We start from the raw sequence: 14,749 nt of genomic DNA, 5'->3' as shown, positions 1-14,749 counted from the left end.
CTCCCTCCTTATTCTGAAAAACAGCGGCGCACCGCACATAATTCTTTTTCATAGATTGTCTCTGTTAATGTGAGGATTTCGATTGACTTCCCTGTCTTTGGAGAATGAAGCATTTTCCCGCCGCCTACATACAGACCGACGTGATGAATCGCTCCTTTTCCTTCCTCATAAGCAAAAAACAGCAGATCACCGGCTTTCATATCATCAAGCGGGACACCCTTCCCTGCCTTAGCCTGATCTCCCGCATCACGGGGGATGCTGTATCCATTCGCCTTAAATATACTGTACATAAATCCGGAGCAATCAAACCCAAACCCGCTGATCCCTCCCCACAGGTAGGGAAGGCCAAGAAAAAACGCACCCGTTTGAATGATGTCTTCAGCAGTCCCTTTCTGTTGGCTGACAGGCACTGCATCACTTTGCCTCACAAACCTTTCCCCAAAAACGGTCGAAACCTTAAAATATCCGTTTTCTTTTGCAATAAGGGGCAGAACTGTCAAAAAGCTTAATTCGATCTCCTTTTCCCCATTGCTTCTGTACAAAAAGGCAGCAGGTTTGCTGATCATCACATCGTGTTGTGTATGGATGGGCTTTGTTTTTTCCAGCTGGTACTTTTTCATCCAGCCCGGGTATCCGCGCGGATCCTTTCGGGATGGCTGGCTAGGCACGATCACAGAAACCCATTCCCCCTGTTCCGCCGTCACAAGTACCTTTTCGCCAAAGAGAACCTGAGTTTGGATTACATTGTCTGTACATAATCCAAGCCGTTCATCATACGTCATGCGCTCCAGCCAGTCTCTGATCATTACAGTCGGTTGAAGCATGAATTGATCAGACGGACGAGGTGAATCAGGCGCTGTCCAGATGTTGGCCACTGCTGATATGACAGTGTGCATCATTGCTCTTTTTCCCCTTTCAAAAGCGCAGCCCCGATGATTCCGAGGCCCGGTTTGCCAGGCATCGAAATCGTGCTGCCGCTATATGTTATGCCGCCATTGAATACATCTGTTTTCAGCATCAGCGGCGCGTCAAAATCAAAGCGTGTGATGTTTCTCTTGCTTGCCGCAAAATGCGCCGCGGCCGTAATGCCCAGCTTCGTTTCGATCATGCTGCCGACCATACACTCCACCCCGCAGGCCTCCGCCATGGCATTAATTTTCTCTGCTCCGCTGATGCCGCCCGCTTTCATCAATTTAATATTGATCAAGTCTGCGCTCCGGGTTTGCAGAACTTCGAACGCCTGGCGCGGTGTAAAAACACTTTCATCAGCCATAATCGGCGTATCTGTTGCATCTGTCACCTTTTTAAGCCCAGCGAGATCATCTTTATGGACAGGCTGCTCGACAAGCTCAATGCCTAGGCCCGCATCCTCCATTTTCCGAATGGCAGTTACCGCTTCCTTCGGCCTCCACCCCTGATTAGCGTCTAAACGCAGTTTCACAGCTGATCCGACACGTTTTCTGATTTCCTGGATACGGGCGATATCTGTTGCAATATCATCTTTTCCGACCTTTATTTTCAGCGTTTGAAAGCCTTGTTTGAGATAATTCTCGGCATCAGCTGCCATCTCTTCAGGTGAGTTGACACTGACAGTATAATCTGTTTCCAGCGTATCTCGATATCCGCCAAGCATTTGATAAAGCGGCAGCCCGCACATCTGCGCCCAGCCGTCGTATAGAGCCATTTCTACAGCAGCCTTCGCGCTCATATTTCCTGTAAGAAGATGCTGGATGTCGTGCAGAATGGCCTCATAGCCCGCCAGGCTTTTTCCAAGCAATGCCGGCTTCAACACATGGTGGATGGCACTTTCAATGCTATCCATGCTGTCTCCTGTAATCACTAACGTCGGGGGTGCTTCTCCCCATCCGACTGCACCGCTGTCATAAGTAATCCTTACTATGACTGATTCAGCCGTATACACAGTGCGAAGTGCGGTTTTAAACGGCTTTGTCAGCGGGACAGCGATTCGGCTTGTTTCGATTCGAATGATTTTCATGTCTTCAGCGCCCCTTCTGAAACGCCCGCCTCTATTACGGCTGTTTTTTCTGCTGTATTCATAGCAGCTTTCGCACCGATCGGAACGGCAATACTTGGCGAGCAGTGGCCGATTTTAAATCCTCTCAGAGCAGGCCTGCCCGCAGAAATAATATAGTCTTCCAGCACCTGCTCAAGCGAGAGAGACTTCTCTCGCTTCACCGGGACACAATTGTGAAAATCACAAACTAGAATTCCCGCCGCGTCCGTCAGCTTCCCCCCCATTTTCAGCTGATTCAGCATCCGGTCGATTTGATAAGGCTCCTCGTCAATATCTTCAATAAACAGAAGCTTTCCTCTCGTATCAATTTCAAATGGCGTGCCCAGTGTAGACGTCAGCAAAGACAGATTTCCCCCGACAAGCTCGCCTTCCGCTTTTCCAGGAACAAGCTCGGTCAGCGGAGAAAGCTCTTCTGTATAGGTGAATTCCGTCTCCTGGAAGAGCTGCTTATATGACGCTTTTGTCAGCGGGTGAACGTCGTCAAGGCCAATATCCGTGCTGAGCATCGGGCCATGGAAAGTGACAAGACCTGTGTTTTGATGAATGGCAGTATGTAAAAACGTAATATCGCTGTATCCCCAAAAGATTTTAGGGTGTTTGCGGATCAAGCTGAAATCAATGCCCGCGGCGATACGTCCTGTCCCAAAACCCCCGCATGCGCACAACACTGCTTTTACCTCATCGTCTCTGAACATCTCATGGAGATCCGCCAGCCGCTCATCATCCTGTCCCGCTAAATAGCCGTGCTGGTTTTTCAGCGCCTTGCCCAACTTCACCTGAAGACCGAGCTCTTCTAAAAATAAAAGCGCGGTGTCAAGCTTTTTTGGATCCGGCGGACTTGCGGGCGCGATCACTCCGACTGTATCACCCTTGTTCAACGCTTTCGGCTTGTAATTCAACGAAAACACTCCTTTCATTTGCTCTGCACCCTACGTATACGTGCAAGAAAGAGAAAAAATACCGCTCCTTCGCATAAAGAAGCAGTATTTCCTCAATCGCCTCCATCAGTTTTTATCTGCCCATTTTAAATCGATATAGCCGACAGGGTGACGGACAATTCCTTTTACTTGTTCATTTTGCAGGTGAACCTGATTATAAAAATAAACCGGAATGATCGGCGCTTCATTGATGAGCAGCTCTTCAGCTTGATGCATAAGAGAGAACCGTGTTTTTTCATCGGCTTCGTTTTTCGCCTGTTTGATCAGCTGATCGTATTCTTTATTGGCCCAGCCTGTGCGGTTCATCGAATTTCCCGTTTGAAAGGCTTCCAGAAAACTGATAGGGTCTGCATAATCAGGCAAAAATGAGCTTTGAGAGAATTGGAATTTCAGCGCTTTTTGATCCTCTAAAAATACGTTCCATTCCATATTGGCCAGCTTCACATCGACTCCAAGGCTATTTTTCAATTTTTGCTGAATAGCTTCGGCAATCTTTTTATGCTCCGGCTTTGTGCTGTAAGTAAGCGTGATCGCAGGAAGCTTATTATAGTTTTCTTCCTTCATGCCCTTTTCGAGCAGCTGCTTCGCTTTGCTTTCGTTAGGCTTGATCAGGTCTCCGCCTGCTTCACGGAAATCTTTGCCGTCAGGCTGCGTAAACCCAGGCGATACAAAGGCGTGCGCCGGTTTTTCATTATTTTTCGTGACGTACTTTACAATTTCCTCTTGATCCACAGCCATCGCAAAGGCTTTTCTGATGTTTTCATTTTGGAACGGCTCCATGTTGACATTAAATCGATAGAAATAGAGACCCGCCTGGTCAACAATATTGACGTTATCCTGATCAAGCAGCTGATCACTCAGCTCAGCAGGGACATAAGCGGTATCAAGTTCCCCTGATTGAAACATCTGGTAATCTGTATTTCTGTCACTGACCATCGCCCATTTCACCTTATCAAGCTTCACTGTATCCTTATCCCAATACGTGTCGCTTTTCTCCATTGTGATGCTGTCATCATGCTTCCATTCCGTCAGCTTAAACGGGCCGTTTCCGACAAATGTATCCGACTCAGCAAACCACTTTGGATTGTCTTTATCGACCTTTTCATTTACCGGGAAATACGCGGGATTGGACACAACGCTCAGGAAATATTTTTGCGGTGCTTCCAGTGTAACTTCAAGGGTTCGATCATCCTTTGCCGTCACCTTCACATCGTCTTTTTTCCCTTTCCCGCTGTTATATGCTTCGCCGCCTTCAATAAAATAACCTAGGAATGCCGATGAAGCGCCTTTTTTCGGATCAAGCATCCGCTTCCACGCGTATTCGAAGTCTCCGGCTGTTACAGGATCTCCGTTTGTCCATTTCGCATTTTCCCGAATCGTAAATGTGTAAGTTTTATTATCTTTCGAAACAGACCATTTCTCCGCCATTGCCGGCTCGGGCTCATGATCTTTGCCAAGACGCGTCAGCCCCTCCATGATGTTATTTAACGGCTGCCATGACACATTATTAAAGCCGATCGGCGGATCGAATGAAGTCGGTTCATTTTCATTATTTACATACAGCACCTTTTCTCCGCTGGTTTTTGCCTTATCATGACTGCCTTCTTTTCCGGCCTGTTCATTTGCTGTGCACCCCATCAGCGCAAACGAAAGTCCTAATGCAAGACCCATGCCCCATAGCTTTTTCACTCGTTTCATCCTCTTCCCCCTTTTCATGTTCAATCCTTCGCATCTCCTGACAGCACCGCATGCTCTGCTCGTTGATCCTGCAGCCAGCAGTTGACGGTGTGCGAGTCAGATCTGATCGTCTGGCCCGGGTACACCCTGTCACACACAACCATCCTGTTCGGACAGCGGGCGGCAAACGGGCAGCCCGGCGGAGGCGAAAATAAATCCGGCGGCGTTCCGTCAATCGGGGTCAGCTCAGCGCCATTTAAATCCAGCCGCGGGACAGAGCCCAGCAGGCCTTTTGTATATGGGTGCTGCGGCTGATAAAAAATATCTTTTCTTGTGCCGATTTCCGCCATTTTCCCGGCATACATGACTGCGACTCTGTCAGCTACCTGGGCAACAACCCCTAAATCGTGCGTAATCAGAATGACAGACACATCCGTTTTTCTCTGAATCTCTTTAAACAGCTCTAAAATCTGTGCCTGAATGGTTACATCCAGGGCGGTGGTCGGTTCATCCGCAATTAAGATATCAGGCTCGCAAATCAGCGCCATCGCAATGACAATCCGCTGTCTCATACCGCCGCTGAATTGGTGGGGATATTGCTTTAGGCGCTCTCCGGGATCTGGAATACCAACCAATGACAGCATGGAAAGCACCTCTTTCCGTGCCGCTTTTTTGCTCATTTTTTTGTGGCGCAATAGCGCTTCCCCCAGCTGGTCGCCGACAGTCAGCGTAGGGTTTAACGCCGTCATCGGGTCTTGAAAAATCATAGAAATGTCGGCTCCCCTTATACCTCTCATTTCTTTGTCAGAGAGACGGCAAAGGTCTTTGTTTTTAAATAGAATCCTGCCGTCTGTCACCTTCGCCGAATAAGGCGGAAGCAGGCCCATGATGCTTTGGGAGGTAACGCTTTTGCCGCAGCCGGATTCGCCGACGATCGCAAAGGTTTCTCCTTTATACAAATCAAAGCTCACCCCTCTGACCGCCTGAACCGTCCCGCCGTAAGTCGTAAAAGACACGTGCAGATTTTGGACTGACAGAACTTTTTCCATACAGCTACCTCCTCAGCTTAGGGTCAAGCGCATCCTGCAATCCGTCCCCCAGCACATTAAACGCGTACATCGTCAGAGATATGAAAAAGGCCGGAAAAAACAGGCGCCACCAATGCCCAGATAAAATCGTAGGCAGGCCGTCATTCGCCATCACGCCCCAACTTGCAAACGGAGCCTGTATGCCCAGGCCGAGAAAGCTTAAAAATGATTCTGCGAATATGGCGGCAGGTACGGTTAATGTCATTTGTACGATGATCGCTCCCATAGTATTCGGCAGCAAATTCTTCCGGATGATGCGAAAGGTTTTCGCGCCAAAGGTTTTCGAGGCGAGTACATATTCATAATTTTTAATCTGAAGCACCTGGCCTCTTACAATTCTCGCCATGCCGACCCACCCGGTCACAGTCAGCGCCACAATAATCGTGCCCAGTCCCGGTCCCATGAGCACCATCAGCAAAATGACAACAAGCAGATACGGCAGTCCGTACAGCACTTCGATAATCCGCATCATAATGCTGTCAATCCTGCCGCCTTTATAGCCGGCAACGCCTCCGTAAATGACACCGATCAAAAAATCAATCAGTGCTGCCATCACGCCGACAAACAACGAGATTCTCGCGCCATACCATGTTCGGGTAAACACATCCCGGCCGAGTTCATCGGTGCCGAACCAATGATCGGCTGAGGGCGGAAGATTTTGTTCTGTCAGCGATTGGCGTACGACACTATGGGGCGATAAAAAGGGCCCGATAACTGCCATGACAAAAAGAAATAAAAGAATAAAGAGTCCGGCCATCGCTAATTTATTTTTTTTCAGCCTCCTCCAGGCATCCTGCGTGTATGACAAACTCGGCCGCTTGACCGAATCGGCTTCCCGATTTTTTTCCTGATTCAAGACAAACCACTCATCAGGCACCTGATTGTGCTGTTCTGGCTGGCGTTCATCCGTTTGTACAGGGAGATTCACACGCTTCACCCTTTCTTATGCAGTTTAATGCGCGGGTCTAAGAGACCGTAGGCCAAATCGACCAAAAACAGCATGATAATCAGAATGACGCTGTAAAAAACGGTCGTTCCCATAATCACGGGGTAGTCCCGCTGATTAATGCTTTCAACAAAATATTTTCCCATTCCCGGAATGGCAAAGATTTTTTCAATGACAAAGCTTCCTGTTAAGATGCTGGCGACGAGTGTGCCCAGGACGGTAATGACGGGCATGAGTGCATTTCTGAGTGCGTGTTTTACGATAATTTTGAACGGAGAAAGCCCTTTTGCTTTTGCTGTGCGGATATAATCCTGTGTCAGAACTTCGACCATGCTCGACCGTGTCAGCCTGGCAATGATCGCCATTGGCCCTACAGCAAGCGCTGCGGTCGGAAGCACCATATGAATCGGGCTCGTCCATGTCGCAGCGGGAAATAGTTTGAGATTGACAGCAAATTGCTGAATGAGCAATGTTGCCAGAATAAAATTCGGGATGGAGATGCCGAGTACTGCAAGACTCATCGCGGCGTAGTCCAAAAAGCCATTGCGGCGGAGTGCAGCGATTACGCCCAGCACCAGCCCAGAAATCACAGCAATGACAATCGCTGTCATCCCAAGCTCAAAGGAAACGGGAAATCCGCGTTCCAGCATATCATTTACGCTGTCCGACGGTTTTTTAATTGAAGGTCCGAAATCGAATGTAATGATGGATTTTAAGTAGAAAATGTATTGGAAAATGAGAGGATCGTCTAAGTGATAGTAGGCTTCGAGATTTTTTTGAACGGCTTCATTTGTGCCTCTCTCCTCGTTAAAAGGAGATCCGGGAATGACCTTCATGAGAACAAAAGTCAGGGTGGTAATCACCAAAATCGTAGCTGCCATTGCCCAAAAACGCTTTATCATGTATCGCGCCAAAGCCTAAAACACCCCTTTAGCAGAATGATGTCCGCATCGCAAGCTCAGTCATGACAAGCATCGCCTGATAGGCTTCAAGCATGTCCTTCGCCTGAAATTGAACGGTTGTAGTTCCCGTCTTGATTTCCGTTCCCGGCATCAGATTCGCCCATTCTGCTTGGCCATAATTGGCGAATTCAATGCTCAGAACTGGCCTGTCAGGCGGTGTGAGCGGCTTGACTTTGTCCTTGTTTTGCAGGGCAAATGCGGTTTTTTCTGTCAACAGCCGTCCGGCTTTCGCAGGCGACAAGCACTTCACTGCGGATCTTGAAATGGTTTGTTTGACTGCGGCTGTCGTCACGTTCGGGATAAGCTCTTCTGCTTCCTTCGCCGCCCGGTCATCCCCGGCTACCATTAATACCGGGACATCATAATAACCGGCAACGTATGCATTTAATCCAAGCTCACCGACAGGCCGATCGTTTATGTAAAAATGACGGACGCCGAAAATCATGCTGTGTGACATGACACCAGGAGTCGAGGCTCTCGCATGATAACCGAGAAACAAAGCGCCTCTAAACGTATCATCCAGTCCCTCCACCATTGAAAATGGTTTGACGTCACCAGAAATCAAGTCTGCTTCAGGGTGAAGCTTTTCAACCATCAGATTATTCATCTTCGAATGACTGTCATTGACCAGCACCTCGGTACACCCGCTGTTAAACGCTTCAGCAATACAGTAGTTTGCTTCTTCAGTCATGATAAGCCGTCCGCGTTCATAATTCCGCTTGCCGGAATCCACAAAGGTATCGTCCGGAAGACCCGAAATACCTTCCATATCTACTGACATGTACAATTTCATAACGCTCCTCCTTTTTTACTAAATTATGAATATTCTAACAAATTATATTAAAAAAAGAGGAAAAATGCAATATAACTGGGAAAAATCTCAATCATTCAGTGATAAAAAAAGAATCCTCTTTCAAGGATTCATGTTTGTTTACCAACCTGTTCTGTAAGCAGTTCATATTTTCTCAGGGTTCTTTCAAATACCTCATCAAAAACGTCCGGCACAGAGGCGTGTATCACCTCAGCTCCCTCTCCCGTTATTCCGCCTTTGGTTGCAACACGTTCCAGCGTCTCCTCGAAAGACATATTTTTTTCGATCAGCATCTTGCCAGTTCCGTATAGCGAATGAATCAGAAAATCAAAGGCTTCTTCTTTGGACAGGCTGCTGTTTCTGACGGCAGACAGTGCCAGTTCTTCAAAGATTGCAGCTATGAATCCCGGTGCCGAGCTCGTTAAATTGCTGGCCACATCTAAATTCGATTCTTTGATTTCCCGTACACGGCTGAAAACCGATAACAATTCATTCAGACGTTCTTTTTTCTCTGCAGCCAGTGCTTCACTGTGAACGACAAGTGAGATGCCGGCTTCTGCTTCGGACGTAATGGCAGGAATAACACGTGAGATACCGGCTTCTGTTTCTGCCTCCAAAAGACGCAGCGGCACACCGGCAGCTATGGATACGATGTGAGTATTTCTGTTCACATACGGGTACAGACGGCGCATTGTTTCGATGACATGGAGTGGCGGGACGCATATCAAAATCAATTGGCACGTATTTGCCCAATTCTCCAACGGATCAGCCGATACGTTTGGATAATCTGACATGAGTGCCCGCAGCCGCTCCCCCTTCGTTCTCGTCTCAATAAATAGCTCATTCTCTTTTATTTGTTCATGTTTCAACAGCTGTCTAGCGATCATATCCGCCATGCTGCCATATCCAATCAATCCAATCTGTTCCATCGACTCAGTCCTTTCATATACAATATGAAGTGTACCGTTTTCCGCACTTTTTCACAATTTCCCATAATCTTTTCATTTTTATCCCACAGTTTTTGTTTATGATAAACTCAAGTCATAAACCTATCAATATAAATAGACATGTGAAAATAGAGAAACGGAGTGAACATGATGGATAACTATCGTGATGAAAACAGAACGAAAGGTAATGAGAATGAGGTCTTTTTAACGAAAGAGAACGATCAGAGCGCCTCCTACTCGGCCCGCAATGTCATTCATGATCAGGAGAAGAAAAAACGAGGATTCGGATGGTTCAGACCGTTGCTTGGCGGAGTGATCGGCGGCAGTCTTGCTCTTGGCATTTACACGTTTACACCGCTTGGTGACCATGATTCTCAGGACACTGCAAAACAATCATCCAGCCAGCAGCAAACGCAATCTGTTACAGCAACAAGCACCTCCTCTGAATCTAAAAAAAGCTCAAGCAGCTCATCTGCATTCAAGAGCGAGGACTCTTCTAAAATCTCAGATATGGTAGAAGACCTTTCACCAGCGATTGTCGGTATTACAAATCTTCAGGCACAATCAAACAGCTCTTTGTTCGGCTCTAGTTCTTCTGATTCCAGCGAAGATACAGAAAGCGGTTCAGGGTCAGGTGTCATTTTCAAAAAAGAGAATGGCAAGGCTTATATCATTACAAATAACCACGTCGTAGAAGGGGCATCATCACTGAAGGTATCTTTATATGACGGCACTGAGGTTACTGCAAAGCTGGTAGGCAGTGACTCGTTAACTGATTTAGCCGTCCTCCAAATCAGTGATGACCACGTCACAAAAGTGGCAAACTTCGGTGATTCATCTGATCTTAGAACAGGCGAGACCGTTATTGCGATTGGGGATCCGCTTGGAAAAGACCTGTCCCGCACAGTAACACAAGGAATTGTAAGCGGCGTGGACAGAACGGTTTCAATGTCTACATCAGCCGGCGAAACGAGCATTAACGTCATTCAGACAGACGCAGCAATTAATCCAGGTAACAGCGGCGGTCCTTTGTTAAATACAGACGGCAAAATTGTCGGCATTAACAGTATGAAAATCAGTGAGGATGATGTTGAGGGTATCGGATTCGCCATTCCAAGCAATGACGTAAAACCGATTGCTGAAGAATTGCTGTCTAAAGGACAAATTGAACGTCCATATATCGGTGTCAGCATGCTTGATCTAGAGCAAGTGCCGCAAAATTACCAAGAAGGCACACTCGGCCTGTTCGGCAGCCAGCTGAATAAAGGCGTTTACATCCGTGAGGTCGCTTCAGGCTCTCCTGCTGAAAAGGCCGGATTAAAAGCGGAGGATATTATCATCGGCCTAAAAGGTAAAGAAATTGATACAGGCAGTGAATTGCGCAATATCTTATATAAAGACGCAAAGATCGGTGATACCGTTGAAGTGAAAATTCTCCGAAACGGCAAAGAAATGACGAAAAAAATTAAACTGGATCAAAAAGAAGAGAAAACTTCGTAAGACATAATGCCTCAGGCCGTAAAAGCGGTCTGAGGCTTTTTATTAGATAAAAGACCTAATTGTTCTATGAAACTTTCTGACGAGATATCCGTATATCATACAGATTGACATCATTCACATCAGATGCTAGAAACATCGTTTGCTAGGAGGCATGAACATGAAAACCGTGGGACTGGGTATGATCTGCGCAGGATTGGCTTTTCTTTTGCTGAGCTTTCTTCTCTCTGAATCGACGTTGACGTGGGGAATTGTATTGGGTACGAGTATTCTATTAAACATAACTGGTACGGCTCTAATCATGCGTTTCTTAAAAGCCCCCCAATATAACAGCTGACATGCAGCAAAGCCGAGGACGAAATCTTTAAGTTTTGCTGTTTTTATTTCAGCATGACTGAACCGCAGTACAAGCTCACAATCTCTTCTTTACCCAATTTCCATATATCTATCAGCATCTTTTGCTTTAGATCGTGCTCAGAGCATAAAAACCCCCTGTCCATTACGGACAGGGGGTTTGAGGTTATGACATATGCTGGTCTCTATAGAGTCTTTTATTTTCAATTCCATACGATTTTTGGACGATGTAAAGCGGCCTGTCTTTGGCTTCATCGTAGATTCTGCCGATATATTCGCCAATCACGCCCAAAATCAGAAGGACAATGCCGCTGAACAGGAGCTGGATCACAATAAGTGATGACCAGCCGGTAATCGTGCTGTCTGTGAATAGCTTCAGATACAGCACGATAAACATATACAGAAATCCAGTACCTGACATTAAAATCCCCGCATAGCTTGCCAGCTTCAGCGGTTTATGTGAAAATGTCGTGATGCCGTCCATTGACAGCTTCAGCATTTTCTTGAGCGGGTACTTTGTTTCTCCGGCGAGCCTTTCATCACGTACATACTCGACCGCTGTCTGTTTGAAACCCACCCAGCTGACTAGCCCTCTTACAAATGGATTTTTTTCTTTTAATCTCTTCATTTCATCACAGACTTTTCTGTCCATGAGGCGAAAATCCCCCGTATCAATCGGGATATCAATATCTGTCATACCGCTGAGAAGCCGGTAAAACATAGCCGCGGTTTGTTTTTTGAAAAAGGTTTCCCCTTTTCGTTTAGTCCGTACGGCGTACACGACTTCATAGCCTTCCTTCCACTTTTCAATCATTTCTAAAATCAGTTCAGGAGGGTCCTGCAAATCGGCGTCAATGACGACGATTGCATTCCCCTGTGCATAATCCATACCTGCCGTAATGGCGATCTGATGTCCAAAATTCCTTGAAAAATCAATAATTTTCACTCTCGGATCGATCAGGCTGTGCTCTCTTAAAATCTCAATACTGCGGTCTTTGCTGCCATCGTTGACAAAAAGCAGCTCGTAGTTTTCCTTCGTTTGATCCATGACCTCTTTTAAGCGCTGATAGGTTTCATGAATGACAAGCTCTTCATTATACACAGGTACAACAATTGAATATTGAATATGTCTGCTCATGTTTTTGCCTCCTATTCATCAGCATGTAGTTCGTATAATGTTGCTGACTGATTCATTCCGCCAGGTCCGCCCATTTTGCCGTTTTCACCTGAAGCCTTGCTGCTTGATGTATCAGCTGAATCAGTATTTTCTGTTTTTTGATCAGAACTTGATTGCCATTTTTCTGATGCTACTTCTTTTCCATTTTTCTCAACCCATTCAACAATGTCATTGTTTCCGCCTCTTCCCATTCCAGAAGCCAAGAAGTATTTCACTTTTCCTTCTTTTACAAGTTTTTTGAATTGAGTCAGTGTGATTGCCGGGTCAGAACCGCTGTATCCACCAATAGCCATGACAGCTTTTTTCGTTTTAATGATATATGGTGCCGCTGTGTTCGAATCGGTTGTGGCGAATAGGTATTCAGCTCCGGAGTTATTCTCCTCTAGATATTTGATCAGTTTTTCATTTACAGTCGCATCAGACATTCCCATGCCTTTTCCGCTCATTGATGCGAGTTGAGGGCCTGTTTCAGGCAGTGAGCTGTTGCCTCCGTACAGAAGCGGTGTACTTGCCCAATACATCGGCATCACCAGCAATGCGAGGAGAGCTGCAAGTGAAACATAATAACTGAACGGTTTTTGGCGCTGTTTAAACAGCAGCAAAGCAATCGCTGACAACACGCCGATAACACCTACCCCGATACTCCATCCAACACCGATTTGATCGTTGTAGTTTCTGAGAATAAACAATTCAAATCCAGTTGTCGCAATAATTGCTCCCGGCAAAAGCCATGCTTTCCAGCCTGTCTGATTGCGGTACAGATGAACAAGAGCGACCCACCCCGCACCGACAAGAGCCGCAATCGGCGGTGCCAGCATGATGAGATAATAATGATGGAAAAATTCTGCGACACTGAAGAATCCGGCAATCGGTACAAGCCACGCAACCCAGAACACCGTTTCCTTCTGCTCTACAGATAATCTTCTTCTTTCTCTTGCGCCAGCGATCAGTAAGCCTGCGATTCCAAATATCGCAAATGGCAGAAGCCAGCTGATTTGATCAGATAACTCTTGTTGGAAAAGCCGCAGTGGACCAGGTGTTCCCGTTCCAAACATCCCTGAACCTGATTGCATTTTCGAACCGGTTCCTGTACCGCCTTTCCCTCCGTCTCCGCCGGGTCCGCCTTGGCCGCCATCTCCGCCGCTTGGAGGGCCTCCTTGACCGCCGCTTGGCATTTGGCCATTGGATGGAGGCGCCGCCATATTGCCATTTGAGGATTTACCATCGCTTGATGAGCTGTTGCTTGATGACTGATTAGGCGGTGCTTGAGTGTTATCAGAAGAAGACATTTCTTTTGAAGCGTCTTTGTTTGGCGCACCCTGGCCGCCGCCTGAATTTTGGCCTGTCAGCCGCTGGATTCCGTTATAGCCGAAAGCCAATTCCAAAACAGAGTTGGTTTGGCTGCTTCCGATATAAGGCCGCTTGCTTGCAGGGATATTGTCAACAATGAGCGGCCACGATAACGAAACGGCTGCTAATACGGCTAACGCACTTACCAATGAAACGATTTTTTTCTTGATTGTGGCGTTTGCCGCAATCAGATAGAACAATAAGAAAGCCGGTAAAATCATGTAAGCCTGCAGCATTTTTGTATTAAAACCTACTCCAACAACGAAAAATGCTGCTAACAGCCAGATCAGCTTTCCTTTTCTGATCGCTTTAAAGAGAAGCCATGTAGCAAGCAATAAGAAAAATACCAGTAATGCATCAACATTGTTTGTACGTGCTACAGCTACAGCTATCGGCGTACATGCCATAACAAATGAGGCAATACGCGCCGCCGTTTTTCCAAATGTCGGCTTTATCAGCAAGTACATAAGAAGGACAGAACCTACACCAGCAAGTGCCTGAGGCAGGATGACGCTCCAGCCGTGCATACCGAATATCAGTGCGCTGATCGTTTGGATTTGGTATGTAACAGGCGGTTTATCTACTGTTATAAAGCCGGCAGCATCGAACGAAGCATAAAAGAAATTATGAAAGCTTTGCATCATACTTGTAACTGCCGCGGTGTAATAAGGATTCACCGTGTCGTCCTTCCAAATGTTATAGATATTTAAGAATGCAGATGCGAGCAAAATGAGGAGGAGGACGATATCCAGCTCGCGTTTTTTCTTTTCCACTTATTTTTCACTCCTTTTTGTCTAACTTTGAAATAGTGTAACAAGCAAATATGAATAAACTATTAATAAACAAAGACAATATTTTTGCCGAGGCCATTCCATACCAATCACCCATATTTGCAAAGGGTTTTAAGCCATTTCTCCCAATCAGCATCTGATATTTCCTCCCTAATAAGGCATGCTGTTTAGGTCAA

General features: G+C 46.5%; 14 protein-coding genes. 2 read left to right on the top strand and 12 right to left on the bottom strand.

Annotated elements, in window-relative coordinates:
- Positions 1–8: 8 nt before the first annotated feature.
- The 9 genes from eepC to proG all read right to left on the bottom strand — a co-directional run bounded on the left by eepC (position 9) and on the right by proG (position 9,386).
- Positions 9–899, bottom strand: coding sequence for a gamma-D-glutamyl-L-lysine dipeptidyl-peptidase (eepC, locus tag NST22_RS07055; RefSeq protein ID WP_003245577.1), 891 nt, complete (start codon positions 897–899; stop codon positions 9–11).
- A complete protein-coding gene (gene ykfB / locus NST22_RS07050; protein WP_003244980.1) occupies positions 896–1,996 on the bottom strand; it encodes an L-Ala-D/L-Glu epimerase in 1,101 nt (366 codons plus the stop codon). Before ykfB ends, eepC begins: the two co-directional genes overlap by 4 nt.
- Positions 1,993–2,952 carry an LD-carboxypeptidase gene (locus NST22_RS07045; protein ID WP_009967072.1) on the bottom strand — a complete coding sequence of 320 codons (960 nt, stop codon included), beginning with the start codon at positions 2,950–2,952 and terminating at the stop codon, positions 1,993–1,995. The genes ykfB and NST22_RS07045 overlap by 4 nt, the downstream gene beginning before the upstream one ends.
- Positions 2,953–3,039: 87 nt before the next feature.
- Positions 3,040–4,689 (bottom strand): dipeptide ABC transporter substrate-binding protein DppE, encoded by a 1,650-nt coding sequence (dppE, locus tag NST22_RS07040; RefSeq protein ID WP_010886494.1) that lies wholly within the window; start codon positions 4,687–4,689, stop codon positions 3,040–3,042.
- Positions 4,690–4,691: 2 nt separating this feature from the next.
- Positions 4,692–5,699, bottom strand: a complete 1,008-nt coding sequence (gene dppD / locus NST22_RS07035) for a dipeptide ABC transporter ATP-binding subunit DppD (protein WP_003232615.1) — start codon at positions 5,697–5,699, stop codon at positions 4,692–4,694.
- Between the two features lie 4 nt (positions 5,700–5,703).
- A complete protein-coding gene (dppC, locus tag NST22_RS07030; RefSeq protein WP_003245702.1) occupies positions 5,704–6,666 on the bottom strand; it encodes a dipeptide ABC transporter permease DppC in 963 nt (320 codons plus the stop codon).
- A 5-nt stretch (positions 6,667–6,671) separates the two neighbouring features.
- Positions 6,672–7,598: a dipeptide ABC transporter permease DppB gene (gene dppB, locus NST22_RS07025; protein WP_003245446.1), complete on the bottom strand. Its 927-nt coding sequence runs from the start codon at positions 7,596–7,598 to the stop codon at positions 6,672–6,674.
- Positions 7,599–7,614: 16 nt separating this feature from the next.
- Entirely contained in the window at positions 7,615–8,439 is an 825-nt protein-coding gene (dppA, locus tag NST22_RS07020; protein WP_003245814.1) for a D-aminopeptidase DppA, read from the bottom strand.
- A gap of 128 nt (positions 8,440–8,567) precedes the next feature.
- Positions 8,568–9,386 carry a pyrroline-5-carboxylate reductase ProG gene (gene proG / locus NST22_RS07015; protein WP_003232626.1) on the bottom strand — a complete coding sequence of 273 codons (819 nt, stop codon included), beginning with the start codon at positions 9,384–9,386 and terminating at the stop codon, positions 8,568–8,570.
- Positions 9,387–9,554: 168 nt separating this feature from the next.
- On the opposite strand from proG, the gene htrA reads away from it, so the two are divergent.
- Positions 9,555–10,904: a serine protease HtrA gene (htrA, locus tag NST22_RS07010; protein WP_009967069.1), complete on the top strand. Its 1,350-nt coding sequence runs from the start codon at positions 9,555–9,557 to the stop codon at positions 10,902–10,904.
- A 157-nt stretch (positions 10,905–11,061) separates the two neighbouring features.
- Positions 11,062–11,238, top strand: coding sequence for a hypothetical protein (locus NST22_RS07005; RefSeq protein ID WP_003245413.1), 177 nt, complete (start codon positions 11,062–11,064; stop codon positions 11,236–11,238).
- A 183-nt stretch (positions 11,239–11,421) separates the two neighbouring features.
- Here the strand turns inward: NST22_RS07005 and NST22_RS07000 are convergent, their stop codons facing one another.
- From NST22_RS07000 to NST22_RS06990, 3 genes are read right to left on the bottom strand one after another with little or no spacing between them, the layout of a single operon-like run.
- Positions 11,422–12,393 carry a glycosyltransferase family 2 protein gene (locus tag NST22_RS07000; RefSeq protein WP_003232632.1) on the bottom strand — a complete coding sequence of 324 codons (972 nt, stop codon included), beginning with the start codon at positions 12,391–12,393 and terminating at the stop codon, positions 11,422–11,424.
- 11 nt (positions 12,394–12,404) lie between these two features.
- The gene (locus tag NST22_RS06995; RefSeq protein WP_003245387.1) at positions 12,405–14,555 is read right to left on the bottom strand and encodes a glycosyltransferase family 39 protein; all 2,151 of its coding nucleotides are present in this window, start codon (positions 14,553–14,555) and stop codon (positions 12,405–12,407) included.
- A gap of 7 nt (positions 14,556–14,562) precedes the next feature.
- The gene (locus tag NST22_RS06990; protein WP_003244977.1) at positions 14,563–14,709 is read right to left on the bottom strand and encodes a hypothetical protein; all 147 of its coding nucleotides are present in this window, start codon (positions 14,707–14,709) and stop codon (positions 14,563–14,565) included.
- Positions 14,710–14,749 lie beyond the last annotated feature (40 nt).

The organism is Bacillus sp. PS237 (genome assembly GCF_037963345.1).
Classification (GTDB): domain Bacteria; phylum Bacillota; class Bacilli; order Bacillales; family Bacillaceae; genus Bacillus; species Bacillus subtilis.
This window is presented reverse-complemented; position numbering and strand designations above follow the sequence as displayed.